Raw genomic sequence first — 18,734 nt, 5'->3', positions numbered from 1 at the left:
ATCTCCTCGAATGGGTCGGATTCCGGCGGTCTCAGAACAGGAGGGACAGCGGGAGGCAGCATCCGAGGACGGCCACCGCGCCCCCCGCGCAGGCCGCGATCCGCGTGGTGAGCGGCGCGTTGACCAGCGGGCCCATGACGGAGCGGTCGCGGCAGAAATAGACGAGCAGGAACAGCGCCACGGGCACGCCGAGGGAGATGACCACCTGACTCAGGATCAGTAGGCTGGTCAGGGGCACACCGAGCATCAGGGCGACGACGGCCGGCGTCATCGTGACAAGACGCCGCAGGTAGACCGGTACGCGGCGGCCGACGAAGCCCTCCATCACCACATCGCCCGCCAGAGTCCCGACCCCGCAGGACGAGATCCCCGACGACAGCAGCGTGACGGCGAACGCCAGCGCGGCGGCGCCGCCTGCCCGGCTCAGCAGCTCCGCGTGGGCGGCGGACAGGTCGCCGGTCCAGGACCCGCCCGTCCAGGTGCCGAGTCCCGCGCCCAGGGCGAGCATCGCCACGTTGACGATCGTGGCCGCGCCGAGGCCGAGCAGGCAGTCCGTACGCAGCGCCCGCCGTACGAGCGCGGGACGCTGCCACGCCGCACCCGGCGGCCATCCCCGTCCCTGCACGAGCGCGGAGTGCAGGTAGATGGCATGCGGCATGACGGTGGCGCCGACGATCCCCATGGCGAGCACCACCGAGCCCCCGCCGTCCAGGCGCGGTACGAGCCCGCCCGCCAGCCCGGCGACGGACTGGTGCCCCACGCGCACGATGTCGTAGGCCACGCCCGCGCCGACGAGCAGCAGGCTCGCGGCGCTCACGAGCTCGAACCGCCGCGCACGGCCGCGCCGCCGCATGCGCAGCATCAGCAGCGCCACGACGGCGGTGATCAGCGCCGACACCCCCGGTGGCATGCCGAAGAGCAGCTGCATCCCGATGGCCGCGCCGACGAACTCGGCCAGGTCCGTGGCGAGCACGACGACCTCGGCCTGGACCCACAGCAGCAGGCCGCCGCGTCGGGAGAACCGCTCGCGGCACAGCCGGGGCAGGCTCTTGCCGGTCACCATGCCGAGCTTGGCGGCCTGGAACTGCACGAGGATCGCCACCAGGCTCGCCAGCACGACCACCCAGACGAGCATGTAACCCGAGGTCGCGCCCGCCATGAGGTTCGTGGCGACGTTGCCGGGATCCACGTAGGCGATCGCCGCGACGAAGGCCGGTCCGAGCACCGGCGCCATCCGCGAACCGCCGGGTCTCAGGGAGCCCCGTGGCGCCGCCGGAAACCGAGCGGGGGACCGCCCCAGCACCAGCGTGCCGTCGTCGTTCATCCTGCCTCCCGATGTGTGTCCTGGTCGCCGCCACCCGTGACGGCGAGCGTTCACCGGCCGGCGGGTACGGAGCTCCGCCTCGACGGAACCGCGAACCATCCCAGTAGCAATGAGTTCCGGAAAGGCCGGAAATAGAGGGATGTCGCGGTCGTGGTGCCGTGAATCAGGAATTACCCATTCAAGGGATGAAGACGCAGGGATGAAGCCTCGGTGAAGCAAATAAACAGCACGCTCTAGTAATTCGACCCTCTGCCTTTAAAGCATCTAAAGTCGTATAGATAACGACTTTCCGGGAAGGGGGTGTGGTGAAATATCCACTTTCTTCACTCCGAAGGGGCCTGGCGTTCTGGCCCATGTTGACGCGCCTCGGGGTGACCGGGACCTGAGAGCGGCCGCGCTCTCGCGGTCTGCGGCGAAGTTGTCCTTTCCCGCAGCCAGTAGTCGTACATGCGGGCGATGTTCGCGGTGGTCGCCCCCACGCTCCGCGGGGTCATCTCGTCCGGCGGCACGTCCTCCCTGAGTCGAAGGCGAAGATCGACTCTACGGCCAGGGCCCGAGTGAAGGCCAGACCAAGTTGGGACCCGCGCAGCCTCGGGGGACCGCAATGATGGGGGAGAGGATCGGCGAGCCCGCTGGGGGTCAATATGTGTGGAGGTCTGGTCGCGCCCGGCGGATCCGGGCCGTGCGGCACATCATCGCCTGAGTCGATTGGCTGGAGATCATGAGCGAGGAAGAGATCAGGCGCGTCCTTGGACTGCTCTATCAGGACGACACGCTGCGGGTTCTCTCCGCTCTCGTCCTGAACGGCGGGACTGACGCCGCAGGCCTCGACCAGGACGCCGTACGGCGGGCACTCGACCGGCTCGAACGCGGCGGCCTCGCCGAGAAGTCCGAGGACGGCTGGCGGGTGCGGCGGGAGAGGTTCCGCGAGCTGCTGCACGCCACCGCGAAGCCCGTCGCCCCGGTCTCCGCCGAGGACAGGGTCGTGCAGAAGTTCCTGGTCGAAGGCCGGTTGCGGGCGATTCCGACGCGGCATGAGAAACGGCTGGTCGTGCTCGACTACATCGCCCGCGTCTTCGAGCCCGGCGTCCGCTACGCGGAGAAGGACGTGAACATCGCCCTGCGCGCCTTCCACGACGACTTCGCGGCCCTGCGCCGCTACCTCGTCGAGGAGGGCATGCTCTCCAGAGAAAACAACATCTACTGGCGCAGCGGCGGCACCGTAGAAACCTGACCCCCCAACACGAACGTCTGCCCCCCCCCACCCGACCGCTGGACACCTGAACCACGGACCCGATGACCAGGGCCGCACGTGGCGCGTCGCGAGGAATCGGGCTAGTTCGGCGGAGGTCGGTGCCGTGGCGGGGCCGTACGACGTCACGGCCAGTGCCGCAGCGGCGTTCGCCGTACGGGCCGCGTCGACCACCTCCGCGCCGGAGCGGTCATGTGTCGCTCTGGCTGAAGGTGAGGTGGAGCTGGAAGTGCTCGGGGTCGAGGAGGCTGCTCACGTGTTCGGCGAAGCGTCCGTCGGCCGTCCAGCTCGTGCGTTCGGTGCGGAGGAACCACTCGCCCGGCTCGCGTTCGAGCAGAGCCGCCTCGCGGTCGTCGATCCGGCGCCCGCAGAGCCGCTGCTCGCCGTGGTCGGCGTGCAGCCCGGCGCGGACGAGGGTCTCGATCAGCGACCCGCCTTCCAGCCCCCGGGTGGGCAGCTCCTTCAGCTCGTCGATCGCCGGGACGCAGCTGCGCTCGTACGAGATCACGGCTCCCGGAACGATCTCCCGCACGCGTTCGACGGCGATCACCTCGGGCGAGTCGAGGTTCAGGCGCGCGGCCAGCCGGTCGTCTCTGGTGGCGGTGATGCCGAGCACCCGCACCCTCGTCTCGACACCCTGGTCGGCCAGCGCGCGTGCCCACCCGAGCCGGGAGTCCAGCGGGCGGCCGTCGAACAGGACGAAGGACCCCTTGCCCGTCCGCGTGGCGATCAGGCCGGCCTGGTTCAGCTCGGCGAGCGCGGTGCGGACGGTGTTGCGGCTGACCCCGAACCGCCGGGCGAGCGAGACCTCCCCCGGAAGCCGGGCCCCGCGGGGCACCCGGCCGGACCGGATCTCCCTCTCAAGCTCGACGAGGATCCGCTGGTGCTTGAGCGCCACGCTCACGCGGTCGTCCTTTCAGTACGCCCCTCCGCCGGGGCGGCGGCGGAGCGCGGGGGAGCGGGCGGGGTGGTGCAGTGCGGGGGGGTGGTCATGGGTTGGCCGTGGGGGTTGGGGCTGCGTCGGCGGGTGTGGGGGCGAGGTGTTCCTGAGTGCGGATCTTCGAGCGGGTGAGCGCCCAGGTCGCGGCGAAGCCGAGGACCAGGGCGACCAGGACGCCGAGGTTGGCGAACGCCCATGAGCCCGACCTGCCGCCGAGCCCGAGCGGCTCCAGGAGGTAGCCCTGCCAGCCGAGCCAGCTCGCGGCGGTGTTGGTGACCAGGCCCCACCCGATGGCCGTGCCGGCGACGATGACCGCGATGGGCACCGGCCGGATGTCGCCGTAACGCCCGGACGGACGGTAGAGGTCGGCCTCGTCGTAGTCGCGGCGGCGCAGCGCGACGTCGGCCAGCATGATGCCGCACCACGCCGCGATCGGGACGCCGAGCGTGGTGAGGAAGCCGCTGAACTGGCCGAGGAAGTCGTCGGCGACGAAGACGATGTAGACGGTGCCCGCCACCATGAGGATGCCGTCGATCAGGGCGGCGAGGTAGCGGGGCGCCCGCAGCCCGGTGGCCAGCAGCGCCAGCCCGGAGGAGTAGATGTCGAGCACGGCGCCGCCCACCAGCCCGAGGACGGCCACGGCCGCGAAGGGGACGAGGAACCAGGTCGGGAGGATGGTGGTCAGCGCCCCGATCGGGTCGCCCGCGATCGCGGTGCTGAGCGAGGCGGAGGAACCGGCCAGCAGCAGGCCGAACACGAGCAGCACCAGCGGCGCCACCGACGCGCCGAAGGTGGTCCAGCCTACGACGCCCGCGCTCGACGACCTCCGCGGCAGGTAACGCGAGTAGTCGGCCGCGGCGTTCACCCAGCCGAGGCCGAACCCCGTCAGCATGAAGACCAGCGCCCCGATGAACTCCTGACCCGAGCCGCTCGGAGTCGCCGCGACGGTGTCCCAGTGGATGTGGCCGGTGACCAGGAAGATGTAGACCACGGTCAGCACTCCGGTCACGACCGTGATGACGGTCTGCATGCGCATGATGAGGTCGAAGCCCATGACGCCGCCGGCGACGATCAGCAGGGTCACGACGACCAGGGCGATGCCCTTGGTCGAGGTGCCGCCTCCCCAGCCGAGCCGGTCGAAGACGGTCGCGGTCGCCAGGGTCGCCAGCGCGGTGAGCACGGTCTCCCAGCCGACCGTGAGCACCCACGAGATCGCGGACGGCAGGCGGTTGCCGCGCACGCCGAAGGCGGCCCGGCTCAGGACCATGGTCGGGGCGGACCCGCGCTTGCCCGCCAGGGCGACGAACCCGCACAGCAGGAACGAGAGCAGGATCCCGACGACGCCGGCCGCGAGCGCCTGCCAGAAGGAGATGCCGAAGCCGAGCACGAAGGAGCCGTAGCTCAGCCCGAGCACCGAGACGTTCGCACCGAACCACGGCCAGAACAGCTGTCTCGGCCGGCCCTTGCGCTCGGCGTCACCGATCACGTCGAGCCCGTGCACCTCGACCTTGAGCTGTCGCCCGCTCGCGGCCCCGGGTGCCTCGCCCGCGTCTTTGCCCTGTGCACCGGCCATGGAACCTACCTGTCTAGACTTGTTCAAAGAAATGTAAGGCCCGGCCCGGCGAACGGTCAAGCGGGCGAACGCGGGAGCCTCAGAGCCCGAGCAGGGGGAGCCGCGGCTCAGCCGGCATGAGTCAGTCGCTGAGGCCGTGCGGCCTCTCCGGTGCGCCGGAGGTGAGGGGCACCGCCGCTCCGCGCACGAGGTCCAGTTGCACGGTCTGGCGGGGCAGCACGGCGTCCAGGAGCCAGTTGCCCGCGATGCGCGTACGGCCCGCGGGAACGGCCAGCAGGTGGTAGCCGCGCGTGACCGCCTTGGCGACCACGCCGGACAGCGGGACGCCGAGCGGGTTGGCGGCGGCCTTGGCGCCCCCGAGGTCGACCACGAAGCCCAGGTCGTTGTGCCGGTACGGGCGGCGCTCCGCGCGGCCGTAGGACGCGGCGACATTGTGGGCGACGCGCTTGCCCTGACGGCTCGCGTGCTGCGCGGTCATGGCCGTGTACTCGCCCGGGCGGGTCAGGTCCGGCACCGCCGCCGCGTCGCCGCAGGCGAAGATCTCCGGGTGCCCCGGCACGTTCAGGTATTCGTCGACGAGGAGGCGGCCCTTCTCGGTCGGCAGCCCCAGCGACTCCACGAGCGGATCGGGGCCGACTCCGACGCACCAGATCAGCGAGCGGGTCGCCACGAACTCCCCGTCGGAGAGCTTGACCCCTTCGGCGGTGGCCTCGGTCACGGTCGTACCGGTGCGGATCTCGACGCCCCGCTCGGCCAGGGTCTGGTGGGCGGTGCGGGAGAGGCGCTCGTCCAGCTCGGGAAGGATGTGAGGGGCCTTGTCGACGAGGATCCAGCGGACGGGCTGCTCGCGCAGGCCGGGCCGGTGCCGCTTGGCGTCCAGGGTGAGCAGCTGGCCCTGGGCCGCCACCTCGGTGCCGGTGTAGCCCGCGCCCACGACGACGAACGTGCAGCGTGCGGTCCTGTCCTTGGCGTCGTCGGCCGCGTCGGCGAGCTCGACCTGCCGGATGAGATGGTCGCGCAGGTACAGCGCCTCGGCGATGCTGCGGAAACCGTGCGCGTGCTCCGACACGCCGGGGATGGGCAGCAGCTTGTTGACGCTGCCGACCGCGATGACCAGCCGGTCGTAGCCGAGGTCGCGGTGGTTGCCTTCGGCGTCCGTGCACTCCACCCGGCGTCCCTCGATGTTCACCTTGTCCACGCTCGCGAGGAGGTGGCGTACACCGGGGCAGTTGCCCGAGAGCGGTATGGCCACCTTGCGCGGATCCAGGATGCCCGCCGCCACCTCGGGCAGCAGGGGGAGGTAGAGGAAGTAGTCGGTCGGGTTGATCAGGACGATCTCGACCGCGCCCTTGGCGAGACGGGAGAGTCGCCGCGCCGCGGTGAAGCCCGCGAATCCTGCGCCTGCGATGACGACGCGCCGGCGGTTGGCCATGGAGACGTTCCTTTCAGCTCGGCTGCGGGCATGCTCAGTCCTCTCGCGTACCCGTCTCGGCATCCCGGAATCCATATGTCCCGCACAAGACGAAAGCGCCCCGGCTCCTGTGGGAGACGAGGCGCTCTGTTCGGTAGCCGGGGAGGCTACACGTCCATGCACCACATCCAGCCGTAGCCGCTGATGTAGCAGCGGTACCACTCGGGCGGCATGGCGTTGGCCGGGGCGCTGGTGGCGGCGAAGGTGGTGCCGACGATGGCGATCGCGGCGATGGTCGTGGCGGCGCGGCGGGCAAGAGTGCGCATCTGTCGCTCCTGAAGTCGTTTCGAGGGCCTTCAGGTAATCGCGTGCGTCTTGAATCCGTCTTGCCCGTGACTGCCCGCCGGCTTGAAGAAGCCTTGGGCGCCACGAGCGGGAGGCGGCAAGTCAAGATTTCCCTACCGCTTGGCTGGGTTATCATTTTCTCCGGACCAAGAAGAGTCCGGCGGGATGACACTTTTCGGTCAGGCGCACTCCGTGTGCCATGGGGCAGGGAGTGGCGAGGACACATGAAGATCAGAAAGCAGGGCGTGATCGCGCTCGGCCTCGCGCTCGCCGTCGCCGCGTGCGGCGGTCCGGGTGATCCGAGCGCTTCCGGCGGCGCGTCCGGCTCCGACGGCGGCACGTTCACGTACTGGACGAGCGGCTGGCAGCCCGACCAGATCGCCGAGATCGACGCCGCCTTCGACAAGGCCCATCCCGGAATGCACGCCAAGGGTCAGTACATCGCGAGCTCCGACCAGTTCCTGCCCAAGGTGATCTCGGCGCTGAAGAACGGCACCCAGCCCACGGTGCTGCTCACCCAGAACCCCTCCGACCTCCCGGTGATCGCGCAGAGCGGGAAGCTCGTCCCGCTCGACGGCAAGCTGGCCGCCGAGACCGACGCCTTGTATCCCGGCATCAAGGAATCGCTGTTCTACAAGGGACACCAGCTCGGCATCGCCCTGGCCGGCGTGGGCGACATCGTGCTGTTCTACAACAAGAAGGCCTTCGCAGGCGCGGGCATCAAGAACCCGCCCGCGACGTGGTCCGAGCTGGCCGAGGACGCCAGGAGACTCTCCGACCCCGCCAAGAACAAGTACGGCTTCTACGTGCCGCTCGGCGAGGCCGAGTGGATCACCTTCGCCTGGACGCCGATGCTGTACGCCGAAGGGGGGTCCTTCCTCAACGCCGACGGCACGGCGACCGCCTTCAACAGCCCGGCGGGGGTCAAGGCGCTCACCACATGGGTCGACCTGGTCAAGGCCGGGTCGGCGCCGAGCACCAGCTATGCCCAGGCGGGCAGCTTCGACGGGGCGCCCGCGTTCGCCAGCGGCACCGTCGCGATGATCGTGAACGGCCAGTGGGCGGTGCCGACCTTCGGCAAGGCCGGCGTGGACTTCGGCGTCGCCCCGATGCCGAAGGGGGCCGCCGGCACCTCGACCAGCATGGGCATCGGCGTGGCCGCGCTGCTGAAGACCGGCGCCGGCGCCGAGAAGGCCGGCCTCGCGTTCCTGAAGTTCCTGACGACGCCCGAGCGGGGCGCCTACCTCGCGGCCAAGAACGGCGGCCTGCCCTCGGATCCCGCCCAGCTGGAGCAGCAGGCGCTCAAGGACCACATCGCCGGGGACCCGACGTACACCGTCTTCGCCGAGGCGGAGAAGACCGGCAAGGTCCGCCCGATCACCCCCGCCTACAACGCGATCTCCCAGAGCCTCTGGACCGAGATCAACGCGGCTCTGAAGGGGCGGAAGACCCCGGCCGAGGCCCTGGCCAAGGCGGCGCGAGACGGAGACGCGGCGCTGAAGAAACTCGGCTGATGAGGCAGCGGCACCGCACCTGGGCCCTCGCCTACGGGTTCGTGGCACCGACGGTGGTGCTCACCGTGGTCTTCTCGCTCATCCCGCTGGCGATGCTCCTGTGGCGCAGCCTGTACAGCGGCGGGGTGTTCGACACCTCGCCGGAGTTCGTCGGCCTCGGCAACTACGGGCAGATGCTCCAGAAGGGCGGCGGCCACGCCCTCGGCGTGACCGGCGTCTACACCGCCGGATTCATCCTGCTGACGATGGGCGTCGGCCTCGGGCTGGCGCTGCTGCTCAACTCCGGTGCGCCCGGCGTCGCCCGGGTGCGGGCGCCGTTCGTCATCCCGCTCGTCGTGCCCGTCGTCGCCACCGCGCTGATCTGGGCCAACATGTTCGCGCCGCGGTTCGGGCCGATCAACAGGCTGCTCGGCGCCCTCCACCTTCCTCAGGCGGACTTCCTGTCCTCCCCGGGGCCCGCCCTGGTCGCGGTGCTGACCTTCGGCGCGTGGCAGTTCTTCGGGCAGAACGTCATCCTCTACGTGGCTGCCCTGAAGTCCGTCCCCGGCGACGTGCTCGACGCGGCCAGCGTCGACGGGGCGGGGGCGTGGCGCAGGTTCGCCCACGTCCAGTGGCCGATGATGCGCCGCCACACCCTGCTGATCTGGGTGGTCACCACGCTCACCGGGCTGCAGACGTTCACCCAGATCTACGTGCTGACGCAGGGCGGCCCGGACGGCGCGACCCAGACCGCGCTGTACTACGTCTACAACGAGGGGTTCGTCCAGTTCGACACCGGCCGTGCCAACGCCATGGGCGTCGCGCTGTTCCTGCTGTCCCTGCTGGTCACCCTCACGCAGATCTGGCTGCTCGGGCGGGTGGACCGTGCCCGCTAGCCTGATCGCCCGCCGCTCGGTGGTCTACCTGCTGCTCGGCCTGGCCGTCGTCATCGTGGCGTTCCCGCTCGGCTGGATGGCGGTGAGCGCCCTGAAGACCGACGCCGAGATCATCAACCCGGCGGCGCCCCTGCTGCCGGCGCATCCCCAGTGGTCCAACATCGGGCGCGCCCTGTCGCAGGCGCCGTTCGGCCGGTGGTACCTCAACACCGCGATCTTCGGCGTGGCGGCCACCGGCGGGCAGCTCGCGAGCGGGCTGCTCGCCGGCTACGCGTTCGCCATGCTCGACTTCCCGGCCAAACGGCTGCTCTTCGTCGTCGCGCTGAGCGGGCTGATGGTGCCGTTCAGCGCGATCATCGTCCCCATGTCGCAGCTCCTCGGCGAGCTGGGCTGGCTGAACACCTACCAGGGCCTGATCGTGCCGAACATCGCCTCCGCCCTCGGCGCCTTCCTGTTCCGCCAGTTCTTCCTCGGCACGCCGCGGGAGCTCGGGGAGGCCGCGCGCATCGACGGGGCGTCGGAGCTGCGGGTGTTCCTCAACGTGTACGCCCCGCTGGCGCGCCCGGTGGTCGCCGCGCTGGCCATCATCCTGTTCCTGCAGAACTGGAACAACTTCCTGTTCCCGCTGATCGTGGTGAACACCACCGAGATGTCGGTCCTGTCGCAGGGGCTGTCGGTGTTCCAGAGCCAGTTCACCACCCAGTACAACCTGATCATGGCCGCGTCGCTCATCACGATCGTCCCGGTGCTCCTCGTCGCGGTGGCGGCGCAGCGCCACATCATCGAGGGCATCACGCTCGGCGCCCTCGACTGACCCGCCGGGGAGCCCGTCAGGCGCGAGCCAGGACCTCGGTGACCGTGTCCCGCAGGGGAGTGGTGGGACGGCCGATGAGCCTGCTGAGATCGTCCGTGGTGCCGGCGAGGGCTCCCCCGGCGATGTCCAGCTCGATGTCGGCGAACATGGCGGCGACCGGCCCGGGCAGGCCCGCCCCGGCGAGGACCCGCTCGTACTCGTCGCGGGGCAGGTCCTGGTAGGCGACCGGCTTGCCCGTGACCGCGGCGACCTCCGCGGCCAGCTCGGCCTTGGTCCACGCGACGTCGCCCGCCAGCTCGTACACCGTGTTCTCGTGGTTCTCGCCGGTGAGCACGGCCACTGCCGCGCGGGCGTACTCCTCACGGGTGGCGGTGGAGACGCGGCCCTCGCCGGAGGCGCCGGCGAACGTGCCCTGCTCGGCGGCCTGGGTGATCGTGCTGACGTAGTTCTCGACGTACCAGCCGTTGCGCAGGAAGGAGAACGGAACGCCCGAGGCGCTGATGTGCTCCTCCGTGCCCTTGTGCTCCGCGGCCAGCGCCACCGTGGTCGTGTCGGAGTGCAGGATGCCGGTGTAGGCGAGCAGCGCCACCCCGGCCTCGGCGGCGGCGTCGACGACGGCCTTGTGCTGGGTGAGGCGGGTGCCCACGGTGTCGCTGGAGATGAGCAGGACGCGGTCGCCGGCCGCGAACGCCTGCTTCAGCGTCTCGGGCCTGTCGTAGTCGGCCTCCCTCACCTGCACTCCGCGCGCGGCCAGGTCGGCGGCCTTCTCGGGGTTCCGAACGGCGGCCACGATCTGGCCGGCCGGGGTGGTCTCCAGCAGGCCTTCGACGACGAGGCGGCCGAGCTGGCCGGTCGCACCGGTTACGACGATCATCTTCACTTCTCCTCGTTCTTGGGGTCGGCGACAGGTTAGTACTAACTTCTAGAAAGTGCCAACCCTCAGTTAGTACCATAAGAACGCGCAGTGCGGTGAGAACGTAAGCTTGGGGCATGGAAGACCAGGCCACCCTCGCCCGCGACGAGCACGGGCAGGTCATCTTCGACGTGTTCGCACGCGGATGCCCCTCCCGCGAGACGATGGAGCACATCACCAGCCGGTGGGGCATCCTCGCCCTGGCCGCCCTCAGCGAGGGCGCCTACCGCTTCAACGCCCTGCGCCGCCGCGTCGACGGCGTGAGCGAGAAGATGCTCGCCCAGACCCTGCAGGCACTTGAGCGCGACGGCATGGTCCACCGCGAGGCCCAGGCGACCATCCCGCCCAAGGTCGAGTACAGCCTGACCCCCCTCGGCCACGAGGCGGCCCGGCGCCTGCTCGGCCTCATCGAATGGCTTGAGGGAGAGATGCCCCGCGTTCTGGAGGCACGCGACCGCCACGCCGGCGCCTGAGCGACGGCTCGCGGTCGCGCTGCCATTCGCCCTCGCCCGTCGTGCGCGCCGCCGCCGACCGGCACCTCGCGCTGTACAAGTCCCTGTGAGAGCTGTCGGAGTCTCTGCGAGACCGACGGGGGACCTGGGGGTGACGGGTCGGACCTGGAGTGACTGGTCGGACCTGGAGTGACGGGTTGGCCGAACGCTGGGAACGCCCCTGATCGTGCGAGACAGTGAACCCGTGATGCGACGAGTGATCTCTCTCTCGCTCCTCGGAGTCCTGTCGGGCTGCGGAGCCGGCGTGACGCTCAGCCGGGCACAGCTCGACGACCTCAGGTCCGAGGGGGTGGCGCCCGACATGGTCTACCTGGTCGACTTGCCGGGGTACGAGCTGGCCGAGCAGTCCATGAGCGTCTACAACGAGGAGGGCTTCCAGACGTACTACTTCTCGGCCGAGGGCAGGCAGGTGTGGTTCGGGGTCGATCGAGGCACCTTCAGCGACGCCATATGCGCGGCCAAGCCCCTCCACGACGCGGAGCCCCTGATCCCTCCGGACTCCTGCGAGTACGACGAGGCGGGCTGGTACCGCACGAGCGGGAGGCAGCACGAGTACGCGGCCGTCGACGAGGGCCACGTCATCCGGCTCAGCGGTCTCAAGGCCGACGTGGACCGCGCGTCCCTCAAGGAGGCCATCTCCGGTGCCCGGCACGCGAGCGGAGCGGGCGACCCGGCGGCGGCGTCCTAGGGCGCGTGGGAGATCTAGATCATTCGCCCGCCCGCCGAGCGGTCGGGTGGTGATCCGGGGCCGGTTCGGTTCCGGGGGTGATTCGCTTCAGCGGACTCCGCGCGGGCGGAACTGGATGCTGATGCGGGGGCCGGTGACCCGGGTGCTCTTGGGGATGGCGTGCTCCCAGGTGCGCTGGCAGCTGCCGCCCATCACGATGAGGTCGCCGTGGCCGAGGTCGTGGCGCAGGGCAGGGCCGCCGCCGCGCGGGCGGAGCAGCAGGCCACGGGGCGTGCCGACCGAGATGATCGCGACCATGGTGTCCTCGGCGCTGCCGCGCCCGATGCGGTCACCGTGCCAGGCGACGCTGTCGCGCCCGTCGCGGTAAAGGCACAGCCCGGCGGTGCGGAACGGCTCGCCGAGCTCCTCGGCGTAGTGCGCGTCGAGGGCCTCCTTGGCCTGTTCGAGGACGGGGTCGGGAAGGGGCTCGCCCTCGTCGTAGAACTTCAGCAGCCGGGGCACGTCGACCATGTGGTCGTACATATGGCGCCTCTCGGCGTGCCACGGCACGGACCGCGCCAGCCGCTCGAACAGCGCGTCGGCGCCGGCGATCCAGCCGGGCCGTAAGTCGATCCAGGCCCCGTGGCCGAGGGTCGTGCGCCTGACCGTGGACCCGAGGGGGCCCGGGCCGGCCTCCTCGCACAGGTCGAGCAGAGATGCCTGGAACGCGGCGGTCATTCGCCCAGTATATGGCAGATATTCAAACACCCATTCGATCAAGCTCCGGGGTGTTCTCAAGCCCGAAGGGTCAGGGCCTCTCCTGCAGGACGGACAGGACGTTGCCGGCGGGGTCGGTGAACCAGGCGATGAAAGGACCGCCGCCGCGGAAGACGCCCTTCTGGTCCGCCTCGATGCCGTCGTACCTCTCGAACCTCACCCCGCGCTCGGTGAGCGTGTCGACGGCCTGGTCGATGTCGTCGACGGGGAAGTTGAGGATGGTGAACGACGCGGGGGTGTGGCCGGGCTTGGGGTAGACCAGGACCTCTGTGCCGCCGGCGAGGTGGAGGCGCAGCATGCCGTGCTCCTCGGACACATCGAGGCCGAGGACGTCGCCGTAGAACTCCTTGGCCTTCGGCACATCGTCCACCGCGAATCCGCTGAACGCCCTCGTGTTCCTGAACATGGGTCCTCCTGCGTGTTCTCCGAGGTCAGCCGTGCCAGGACAGCGTACTGAGCCGGTACGACATTCTCAGAGCCCCGCCGGACCGTCCGCTCGGAGCCGCGCCACGCGCCTCGGCGCGAGTCAGCGGACGGGTGCGACGGAGGCCTGCGGGAGCCGGCCGTGGCCGGCGGGCCGCTGGGCGCCGTGTCTCGGCGGGCCGGACCGCCCGGGGCTGGGCACGACGATCGCGGTGAGGATCAGGCCGGCCTCGACCACCCAGCGGCCGGAGAAGGCGGTGATGCGCTGCCCGCGCACCCTCGGCCCCGTCACCCGCAGCCAGGCCGAGAAGTTGCCGTTCACCGGATCGATGTTGATCAGCACGTCCTCGAAGTCGAGCCAGCGCTTGGTGAGCGGGAACCAGGCCTTGTACACCGACTCCTTGGCGCTGAACAGCAGGCGGTCCCAGTGGACGCGGGGATGGCGGGCAGCGAGCCTGCGCAGGCTCTCGCGCTCCTCGGGCAGGGAGATGGCGTCGAGGACGCCCGGGACCAGCGCCTCGTTGGGCTCGGCGTCGATGCCGATGGTGGTCACCTTGGAGGCGATGCCGAGGACGGCCCCCCGGTAGCCGGCGCAGTGGGTGATGCTGCCGACGACGCCCGGCGGCCACTGGGGCTCCCCGCGCAGGCCGGGAAGCACGGGGCTCGGGCGCATGCCGAGCTTGCGCAGCGCGTCATGGGCGCACACCCGCGCCGTGCTGAACTCCTTGCGCCGTTTGTCGTCGGCGTGGATGATCGCCAGCTCCTCCTCGGGGAAGAGCACGGGCTCGGGCGCGTCGGCGAAGACGTCGGCCGCCACCACGCAGTCGGGCAGTATCGACTTGATCATGGCCGCTCGCGGCCCGGGAGGGACTGCCAGGGCGAGCCCGCGTTCCGTACGCACCCGCGCCCAGGCGGGGAGGGCGGGCTCTCGGCCGTCTCCCGGCTGACGGAAACGGCGAAATCGAGAACGCCGGCCCCTGGGGGCCTTTTGTTGCTCACTCGCGTAGCGGTCACGTCCCAAGCGTAGCGACGACGCTGTTCCGCGAGGAATCAACGCCAATCTTTCTCGGGACCGGTTCACGCCCGGCTAGGGCACGGCACGGGGTGGTAAGGGTGCGCGCGGGGAGGACGGCGGGAATTGCGTCACGGGCGCCGAGATCCATCATAGGCGCAGGTGGCGATGGGCGGAAGTTCCCGTACGGACGGCGCGGGCGGGCCCGGCGAATCCGTTTCCAAGGGGGAAGGCTCTTTGCGAGATGCGGTGGCGGCCGATCGGGTGTTCCATGCCGCATAAGGCCCGCAAGGAATCGGCGCGGTGAATGTCTCCCGCCGGAAACAATTGGGGAGCCCCGGCCCGCGCAGCGGAAATTGCGCGACGGGTAAAGCCCGCCGTGCGCACCGCAGAGCTTATCGTATCGGCGAGGAGCGCCCGGCTCAGCCGACCAGCTCGCCGGACTCGCCCATGCGCCCGCCGGAGCCGAGCATGGCCCGCGCCTCGGTGAGCATGGCAAGGGCCCGCGCCTCGTAGGCCGGCGTCTGGATCGACTGGAACAGGCTGAGCGCCTGCTCGAAGTGGACGACGGCATGCTGGGCGTCGTCGCACGCCAGGGCCAGCTCTCCGAGCCCGAGCAGGGAACGCGCCTCGGGCAGCCGGTCGCCGGTGGTCCTGGCCAGCCGGACGGCGTGGCGCAGGGCCTCCTCGGCCGGCGCGGTCTCGCCCTGCCGGAGCCGGGCGATGCCGAGGCCGTTGAGGATGTACGCCTCTCCGATGGGGTCGCCGATGTCGCGCACCATCGTGAGCGCCGTATCGAAGATCTCGGCCGCGAGGGCCGGCTCGTCCCACGCCAGGTAGGTGTCGCCCATGCGGTGGAGCACCTGGGTCTCGACCCTCCTGCTGCCGCCGTCGCGGCTGAGCGCCAGCGCCTCCGACAGCAGGGTGCTGGCCCCCTCGGGGTCGCCGGTCTCCAACCTGAGCTGCGCCAGGTTGTGCAGCACGTACGCGGAGGACACCTGGTCGCCCGTGCCCGCGAACATCGCGAGGGCGCGCTCGTAGTGGGCCGTGGCCTGCTCGTAGCTCCCGCTCATCCTGTCGAGGAAGGCGATGTTGCGCAGCACCAGAGCGGTGCCCTGGTCGTCGCCGATGTCGGCGAAGAGCCTGATCGCCTCCTCGAAGTCGCGCCGCGCCTCAAGGAAACGCTTCTCTGTGATGTGGAGGGAGCCCCGCGAGTACAGCATCGCCGCCTGGCCGCGCACGTTGACGGCGAGGCGGACGGCCGCCAGCGCGGTCTCGTGGGTCTCGCGCCAGTCGTCGAGGTAGACGCGCGACTCGAACAGCGTCACCGCGCTGACCGCGAGGTCCCACGAGAGGTCGACGAACCCGGCCTGCGCCGCCTGGCGGATGCCGGACACCAGCAGCGGCCGCTCGCGCTCGTACCAGGAGAGCGGGTCGGCGACGAGCTGGCCGACCAGCCTCTCGGGGAGCGGCCAGCGTGGGGCGTCGCTGTGGATCTGGGCGTAGTCGCCGCCGTACGCCCGGCGGTGGGCGGCCTCGGCGAGGAAGAGCAGCGCGCCGAGCACGCGTTCGAGGGCCGCCTTGCGCTCGGCCGGGGTCTCCTCGCTTGCCAGGCACTCGCGGGCGAACACGCGGATGAGGTCGTGGAAGCGGTAGAGGCTGTGCACGCCGTACCCGCCGGCGGTCTCGATGAGCTGGGCGTCGGCCAGCTCGTCGAACAGGTCGGCGGCGTCGGCGAAGGGGACGTCGAGCAGCGCGGCCCCGATCCAGACCGAGAACATGCCGGTGTCCAGGATGACCAGCCGCCTGAACAGCCGCCTGGCCTCCTCGCCGACGCTCTCGTAGGTGAAGGAGATGCTGGCCCTGATGCCCATGTCGCCGTGGTTGAGCTCGTCGAGCCTGCGCGTCTCGTCCTCGAGACGGCTCACGAGCTGCTCGATGCGCCAGTGGGGACGGGCGGAGAGCCGGGCGCCGGCGATGCGGAGTGCCAGCGGGAGCTGCCCGCACAGCTCGGCCAGCGCCTTGGCCGACTCGGTCTCCGAACGCACGCGCGCGGTGCCCGCGATGCGCGCGAGCAGCTCCATCGACTGGTCGGTGTCGAAGATGTCCATGTCGACATGGATGGCCCCCGCCAGCCCGGCCAGCCGGCTGCGGCTCGTGATGAGCACGGCGGACATGCGGGTGCCGGGAAGCAGTGGCAGCACCTGGCTCTCTGTGGCCGCGTCGTCCAGGACGACCAGGGTCCTGCGGTCGGCGAGCAGGGCGCGGTACATCTCGGCGCGCTCTTCGAGCCCGTCGGGCATGGCGCTGCCCGGCACGCCGAGCGCCCGTAGGAACCGTTCGAGCACGTGCATGGGGCTGACCTGCCGGGAGGCTCCGCCGTGCAGGTCGGCGAAGAGCTGACCGTCGGGGAAGCGCTCGGCCACCATGTGCGCGGCGTGCACGGCGACGGTGGTCTTGCCGATGCCGCCCTTGCCCGCGACGATGATGATCGGCACGGCGAAGCGGGTGGGGTCCTCGGAGGCGAGCGCCAGCTCTCTTTCGATGGCGTCGATCTGCTTGGTGCGGCCGGTGAAGTCGGCGATCGCGCTCGGGAGCAGGAACGGCACCGGCGCCGCGGGTGCGGGGGCCGGGGGTTCGACGGGGATTATGGTCGCCTTGACCGGCATGTCGAGGCTCTCGTCGGCGGTCAGGATGGCGTGTTCGAGGCGCTGGAGCTGCTCGTTGGGCTCGATGCCCAGCTCCTCGATCATGGTCTCCCTGGCGAGGCGGTACACCTGGAGGGCCTCGGCCCTGCGGCCCGATCGGTAGAGCGCCAGCATGAGCTGGCCGCGCATGCGCTCGCGCAGGGGATACTGCTCGATGAGGCGGGTCAGCTCGCCGATCAGCTCCTGGTGGCGGCCGAGGTCGAGCTCCAGCTGGATGCAGTCCTCGTTGGTCATGATGCGCTCTTCTGTGAGCCTGGCCGCCGCCGACTGCACCGGCCTGCTCTCGATGCCCTGCAGGGCCTCCTCGCCCTGCCACAGCTTGAGGGCGTCGCGGTAGCTCCTCACGGCCTCTTCGAGGTCGCCGGCGTTGCGCGCGCGGCGTGCCTCGACGGTCAGGGCCTCGAACCGCTGCGCGTCGAGGCGGCCTTCCTCGACGCGGATGATGTAGCCCCGGGGGTGGGTGGAGATGATGTCCGCGCCCTCGTGCGCGGCGAACAGCCGCCGCAGCGAGGAGATGCAGATCTGGACCTGGGCGCGTGCCGTGGGAGGCAGGCCCTCGCCGTAGATGGCCTCGGCGAGGCGGTCGACGGTGACCAGCCGGTTGGCGTCGAGCAGGAGGTTGGCGAGGGTGATGCGCTGCCGCGACCCCCCGATGTCCAGGCGGTCGGTGCCTGCGATCACTTCAAGCGGTCCCAGAATCCGGAACTCCACCCGTTGACTCCTTGCCAGAAAACTTGCGGACCCATCCCCGGAAGTCTTCGCGCTCTCAGCCCTCCTGAGACAAGTATCAGGTACGCCACCCCCGGCGGGCCGGGCTTTGCGGCCGTCCGGGGTAAGTCGCCTGCTGAGACGTGCAGTGGAGCCAGGTGGTACCGATCATCCCTCCTCGAACCCCTACCGCTAATGCCCATATCGTACAACTAAGTGGCTACAGGAACCAGACGGGTATTTACCTACCGAAAAGCCCATATGTGAAGCCCGTTATGTCGTGGGAAAAGATCGCCTTATGTCCTCCAATGGGCTATTAACCAGCGCGAACTCCACCACGGCCGCCGCTCGGGGTCGCGCGCCCGGCCCGCCACGGGTGTCCGCGATCTTCCACGGGTGCCGCGCCGGCTCCGCCGGACCGTCCCGCGCCGCCGCCGGGCACGGGGAGCCGGCGGCGGCGGCTCGCGCCCGGCACGGGTATTCGGGCCGGAGTTCACCGATGACGGCGCCCGCCAATCACCTCTCCGGCGCGATAACAGGGCTATCCGCCCGCCCCGGGCTGTAGGGGTTCCGCAGGGGTTTCTGCGCGCTTCCGGCCCCGTCTAGCATCGAATCAATCGAGCTTGGAACGGATTTTTAGCCGCATGATGAGGTGGTGTCTCTGGTCGGTGGTTTCCTTCGCAGTAAGTCCCCACGCGGGCAAGGGCCATCGCGCGAGCGCCACTCGCACGGTGGCTCTTGCTTTGCACGCGCGATCACCGGCCGCCGGGGGAGAAGGGCCGTGACCAGCAGTTCGACGAGCGCCGACCAGAGGAGGGACATGGCCGACGAATCGGCGGAGGCATTTCCTTCCGCCAGGCCCGGAAGTGTCGTGCGGAACGGCGTCGTCGGCGGAAATTCAGGGATGAACACGTTCGTCGTAAAGGTGCTCGGGGGCACGGTTCCCGATTCGCCCGCGCGATCGAA

16 protein-coding genes are annotated in these 18,734 nt (G+C 70.3%); 6 read left to right on the top strand and 10 right to left on the bottom strand.

From position 1 onward, the window contains the following. Positions 1 to 31 precede the first annotated feature (31 nt). Positions 32 to 1,324, bottom strand: coding sequence for an Nramp family divalent metal transporter (locus ACOZ38_RS22560; protein ID WP_424533171.1), 1,293 nt, complete (start codon positions 1,322 to 1,324; stop codon positions 32 to 34). A 721-nt stretch (positions 1,325 to 2,045) separates the two neighbouring features. Between ACOZ38_RS22560 and ACOZ38_RS22555 the strand changes: the two genes are divergently transcribed. Further along, positions 2,046 to 2,558: a DUF2087 domain-containing protein gene (locus ACOZ38_RS22555; RefSeq protein ID WP_424533170.1), complete on the top strand. Its 513-nt coding sequence runs from the start codon at positions 2,046 to 2,048 to the stop codon at positions 2,556 to 2,558. 208 nt (positions 2,559 to 2,766) lie between these two features. Here ACOZ38_RS22555 and ACOZ38_RS22550 read toward each other — a convergent pair whose 3' ends face one another. The 4 genes from ACOZ38_RS22550 to ACOZ38_RS22535 form a co-directional block, all read right to left on the bottom strand. After that, positions 2,767 to 3,480 (bottom strand): GntR family transcriptional regulator, encoded by a 714-nt coding sequence (locus tag ACOZ38_RS22550; RefSeq protein ID WP_424533169.1) that lies wholly within the window; start codon positions 3,478 to 3,480, stop codon positions 2,767 to 2,769. A gap of 85 nt (positions 3,481 to 3,565) precedes the next feature. Continuing rightward, the gene (locus ACOZ38_RS22545; RefSeq protein WP_424533168.1) at positions 3,566 to 5,089 is read right to left on the bottom strand and encodes a purine-cytosine permease family protein; all 1,524 of its coding nucleotides are present in this window, start codon (positions 5,087 to 5,089) and stop codon (positions 3,566 to 3,568) included. A gap of 121 nt (positions 5,090 to 5,210) precedes the next feature. After that, on the bottom strand, positions 5,211 to 6,521 hold the full coding sequence (locus tag ACOZ38_RS22540) for an NAD(P)/FAD-dependent oxidoreductase (protein ID WP_424533167.1): 1,311 nt from the start codon (positions 6,519 to 6,521) through the stop codon (positions 5,211 to 5,213). Between the two features lie 146 nt (positions 6,522 to 6,667). Next, complete coding sequence (locus ACOZ38_RS22535) at positions 6,668 to 6,826, bottom strand: hypothetical protein (RefSeq protein ID WP_424533166.1); 159 nt, start codon at positions 6,824 to 6,826, stop codon at positions 6,668 to 6,670. Between the two features lie 243 nt (positions 6,827 to 7,069). On the opposite strand from ACOZ38_RS22535, the gene ACOZ38_RS22530 reads away from it, so the two are divergent. Genes ACOZ38_RS22530 through ACOZ38_RS22520 form a run of 3 tightly spaced genes read left to right on the top strand, consistent with a single transcriptional unit; the run spans position 7,070 to position 10,048 of the window. Then, positions 7,070 to 8,359 (top strand): ABC transporter substrate-binding protein, encoded by a 1,290-nt coding sequence (locus tag ACOZ38_RS22530; protein ID WP_424533165.1) that lies wholly within the window; start codon positions 7,070 to 7,072, stop codon positions 8,357 to 8,359. Then, positions 8,359 to 9,234, top strand: coding sequence for a carbohydrate ABC transporter permease (locus ACOZ38_RS22525; RefSeq protein WP_424533164.1), 876 nt, complete (start codon positions 8,359 to 8,361; stop codon positions 9,232 to 9,234). The genes ACOZ38_RS22530 and ACOZ38_RS22525 overlap by 1 nt, the downstream gene beginning before the upstream one ends. Then, positions 9,224 to 10,048 carry a carbohydrate ABC transporter permease gene (locus ACOZ38_RS22520; protein WP_424533163.1) on the top strand — a complete coding sequence of 275 codons (825 nt, stop codon included), beginning with the start codon at positions 9,224 to 9,226 and terminating at the stop codon, positions 10,046 to 10,048. Before ACOZ38_RS22525 ends, ACOZ38_RS22520 begins: the two co-directional genes overlap by 11 nt. Before the next feature lie 16 nt (positions 10,049 to 10,064). Here the strand turns inward: ACOZ38_RS22520 and ACOZ38_RS22515 are convergent, their stop codons facing one another. Then, entirely contained in the window at positions 10,065 to 10,922 is an 858-nt protein-coding gene (locus ACOZ38_RS22515) for an SDR family oxidoreductase (protein WP_424533162.1), read from the bottom strand. A 116-nt stretch (positions 10,923 to 11,038) separates the two neighbouring features. Here ACOZ38_RS22515 and ACOZ38_RS22510 point away from each other — a divergent pair, with 116 nt between their 5' ends. Both ACOZ38_RS22510 and ACOZ38_RS22505 read left to right on the top strand, forming a co-directional pair. Beyond that, positions 11,039 to 11,434, top strand: coding sequence for a winged helix-turn-helix transcriptional regulator (locus ACOZ38_RS22510; RefSeq protein WP_424533161.1), 396 nt, complete (start codon positions 11,039 to 11,041; stop codon positions 11,432 to 11,434). Between the two features lie 223 nt (positions 11,435 to 11,657). Further along, positions 11,658 to 12,161, top strand: coding sequence for a hypothetical protein (locus ACOZ38_RS22505; protein WP_424533160.1), 504 nt, complete (start codon positions 11,658 to 11,660; stop codon positions 12,159 to 12,161). A gap of 87 nt (positions 12,162 to 12,248) precedes the next feature. Here the strand turns inward: ACOZ38_RS22505 and ACOZ38_RS22500 are convergent, their stop codons facing one another. The 4 genes from ACOZ38_RS22500 to ACOZ38_RS22485 all read right to left on the bottom strand — a co-directional run bounded on the left by ACOZ38_RS22500 (position 12,249) and on the right by ACOZ38_RS22485 (position 17,771). Further along, positions 12,249 to 12,878, bottom strand: coding sequence for an alpha-ketoglutarate-dependent dioxygenase AlkB (locus ACOZ38_RS22500; protein WP_424533159.1), 630 nt, complete (start codon positions 12,876 to 12,878; stop codon positions 12,249 to 12,251). Positions 12,879 to 12,948: 70 nt separating this feature from the next. Further along, complete coding sequence (locus ACOZ38_RS22495) at positions 12,949 to 13,323, bottom strand: VOC family protein (RefSeq protein ID WP_424533158.1); 375 nt, start codon at positions 13,321 to 13,323, stop codon at positions 12,949 to 12,951. A 120-nt stretch (positions 13,324 to 13,443) separates the two neighbouring features. Continuing rightward, positions 13,444 to 14,187 (bottom strand): 4'-phosphopantetheinyl transferase family protein, encoded by a 744-nt coding sequence (locus tag ACOZ38_RS22490; RefSeq protein ID WP_405149872.1) that lies wholly within the window; start codon positions 14,185 to 14,187, stop codon positions 13,444 to 13,446. A 587-nt stretch (positions 14,188 to 14,774) separates the two neighbouring features. Beyond that, a complete protein-coding gene (locus ACOZ38_RS22485) occupies positions 14,775 to 17,771 on the bottom strand; it encodes an AfsR/SARP family transcriptional regulator (RefSeq protein WP_424533157.1) in 2,997 nt (998 codons plus the stop codon). Positions 17,772 to 18,734: the final 963 nt, after the last annotated feature.

The organism is Sphaerisporangium viridialbum, from assembly GCF_049674955.1.
GTDB lineage: Bacteria > Actinomycetota > Actinomycetes > Streptosporangiales > Streptosporangiaceae > Sphaerisporangium > Sphaerisporangium viridialbum.
Note: the sequence above shows the minus strand (reverse complement) of the source record. Positions and strands in the feature narration are given on the sequence as shown.

Bases quoted from the DNA above. Each gene is read 5' to 3' on its own strand.
- ACOZ38_RS22560 (WP_424533171.1), bottom strand. From the start codon at position 1,324: ATGAACGACGACGGCACGCTGGTGCTGGGGCGGTCCCCCGCTCGGTTT.
- ACOZ38_RS22555 (WP_424533170.1), top strand. From the start codon at position 2,046: ATGAGCGAGGAAGAGATCAGGCGCGTCCTTGGACTGCTCTATCAGGAC.
- ACOZ38_RS22545 (WP_424533168.1), bottom strand. From the start codon at position 5,089: ATGGCCGGTGCACAGGGCAAAGACGCGGGCGAGGCACCCGGGGCCGCG.
- ACOZ38_RS22540 (WP_424533167.1), bottom strand. From the start codon at position 6,521: ATGGCCAACCGCCGGCGCGTCGTCATCGCAGGCGCAGGATTCGCGGGC.
- ACOZ38_RS22535 (WP_424533166.1), bottom strand. From the start codon at position 6,826: ATGCGCACTCTTGCCCGCCGCGCCGCCACGACCATCGCCGCGATCGCC.
- ACOZ38_RS22530 (WP_424533165.1), top strand. From the start codon at position 7,070: ATGAAGATCAGAAAGCAGGGCGTGATCGCGCTCGGCCTCGCGCTCGCC.
- ACOZ38_RS22525 (WP_424533164.1), top strand. From the start codon at position 8,359: ATGAGGCAGCGGCACCGCACCTGGGCCCTCGCCTACGGGTTCGTGGCA.
- ACOZ38_RS22515 (WP_424533162.1), bottom strand. From the start codon at position 10,922: ATGATCGTCGTAACCGGTGCGACCGGCCAGCTCGGCCGCCTCGTCGTC.
- ACOZ38_RS22510 (WP_424533161.1), top strand. From the start codon at position 11,039: ATGGAAGACCAGGCCACCCTCGCCCGCGACGAGCACGGGCAGGTCATC.
- ACOZ38_RS22500 (WP_424533159.1), bottom strand. From the start codon at position 12,878: ATGACCGCCGCGTTCCAGGCATCTCTGCTCGACCTGTGCGAGGAGGCC.
- ACOZ38_RS22495 (WP_424533158.1), bottom strand. From the start codon at position 13,323: ATGTTCAGGAACACGAGGGCGTTCAGCGGATTCGCGGTGGACGATGTG.
- ACOZ38_RS22490 (WP_405149872.1), bottom strand. From the start codon at position 14,187: ATGATCAAGTCGATACTGCCCGACTGCGTGGTGGCGGCCGACGTCTTC.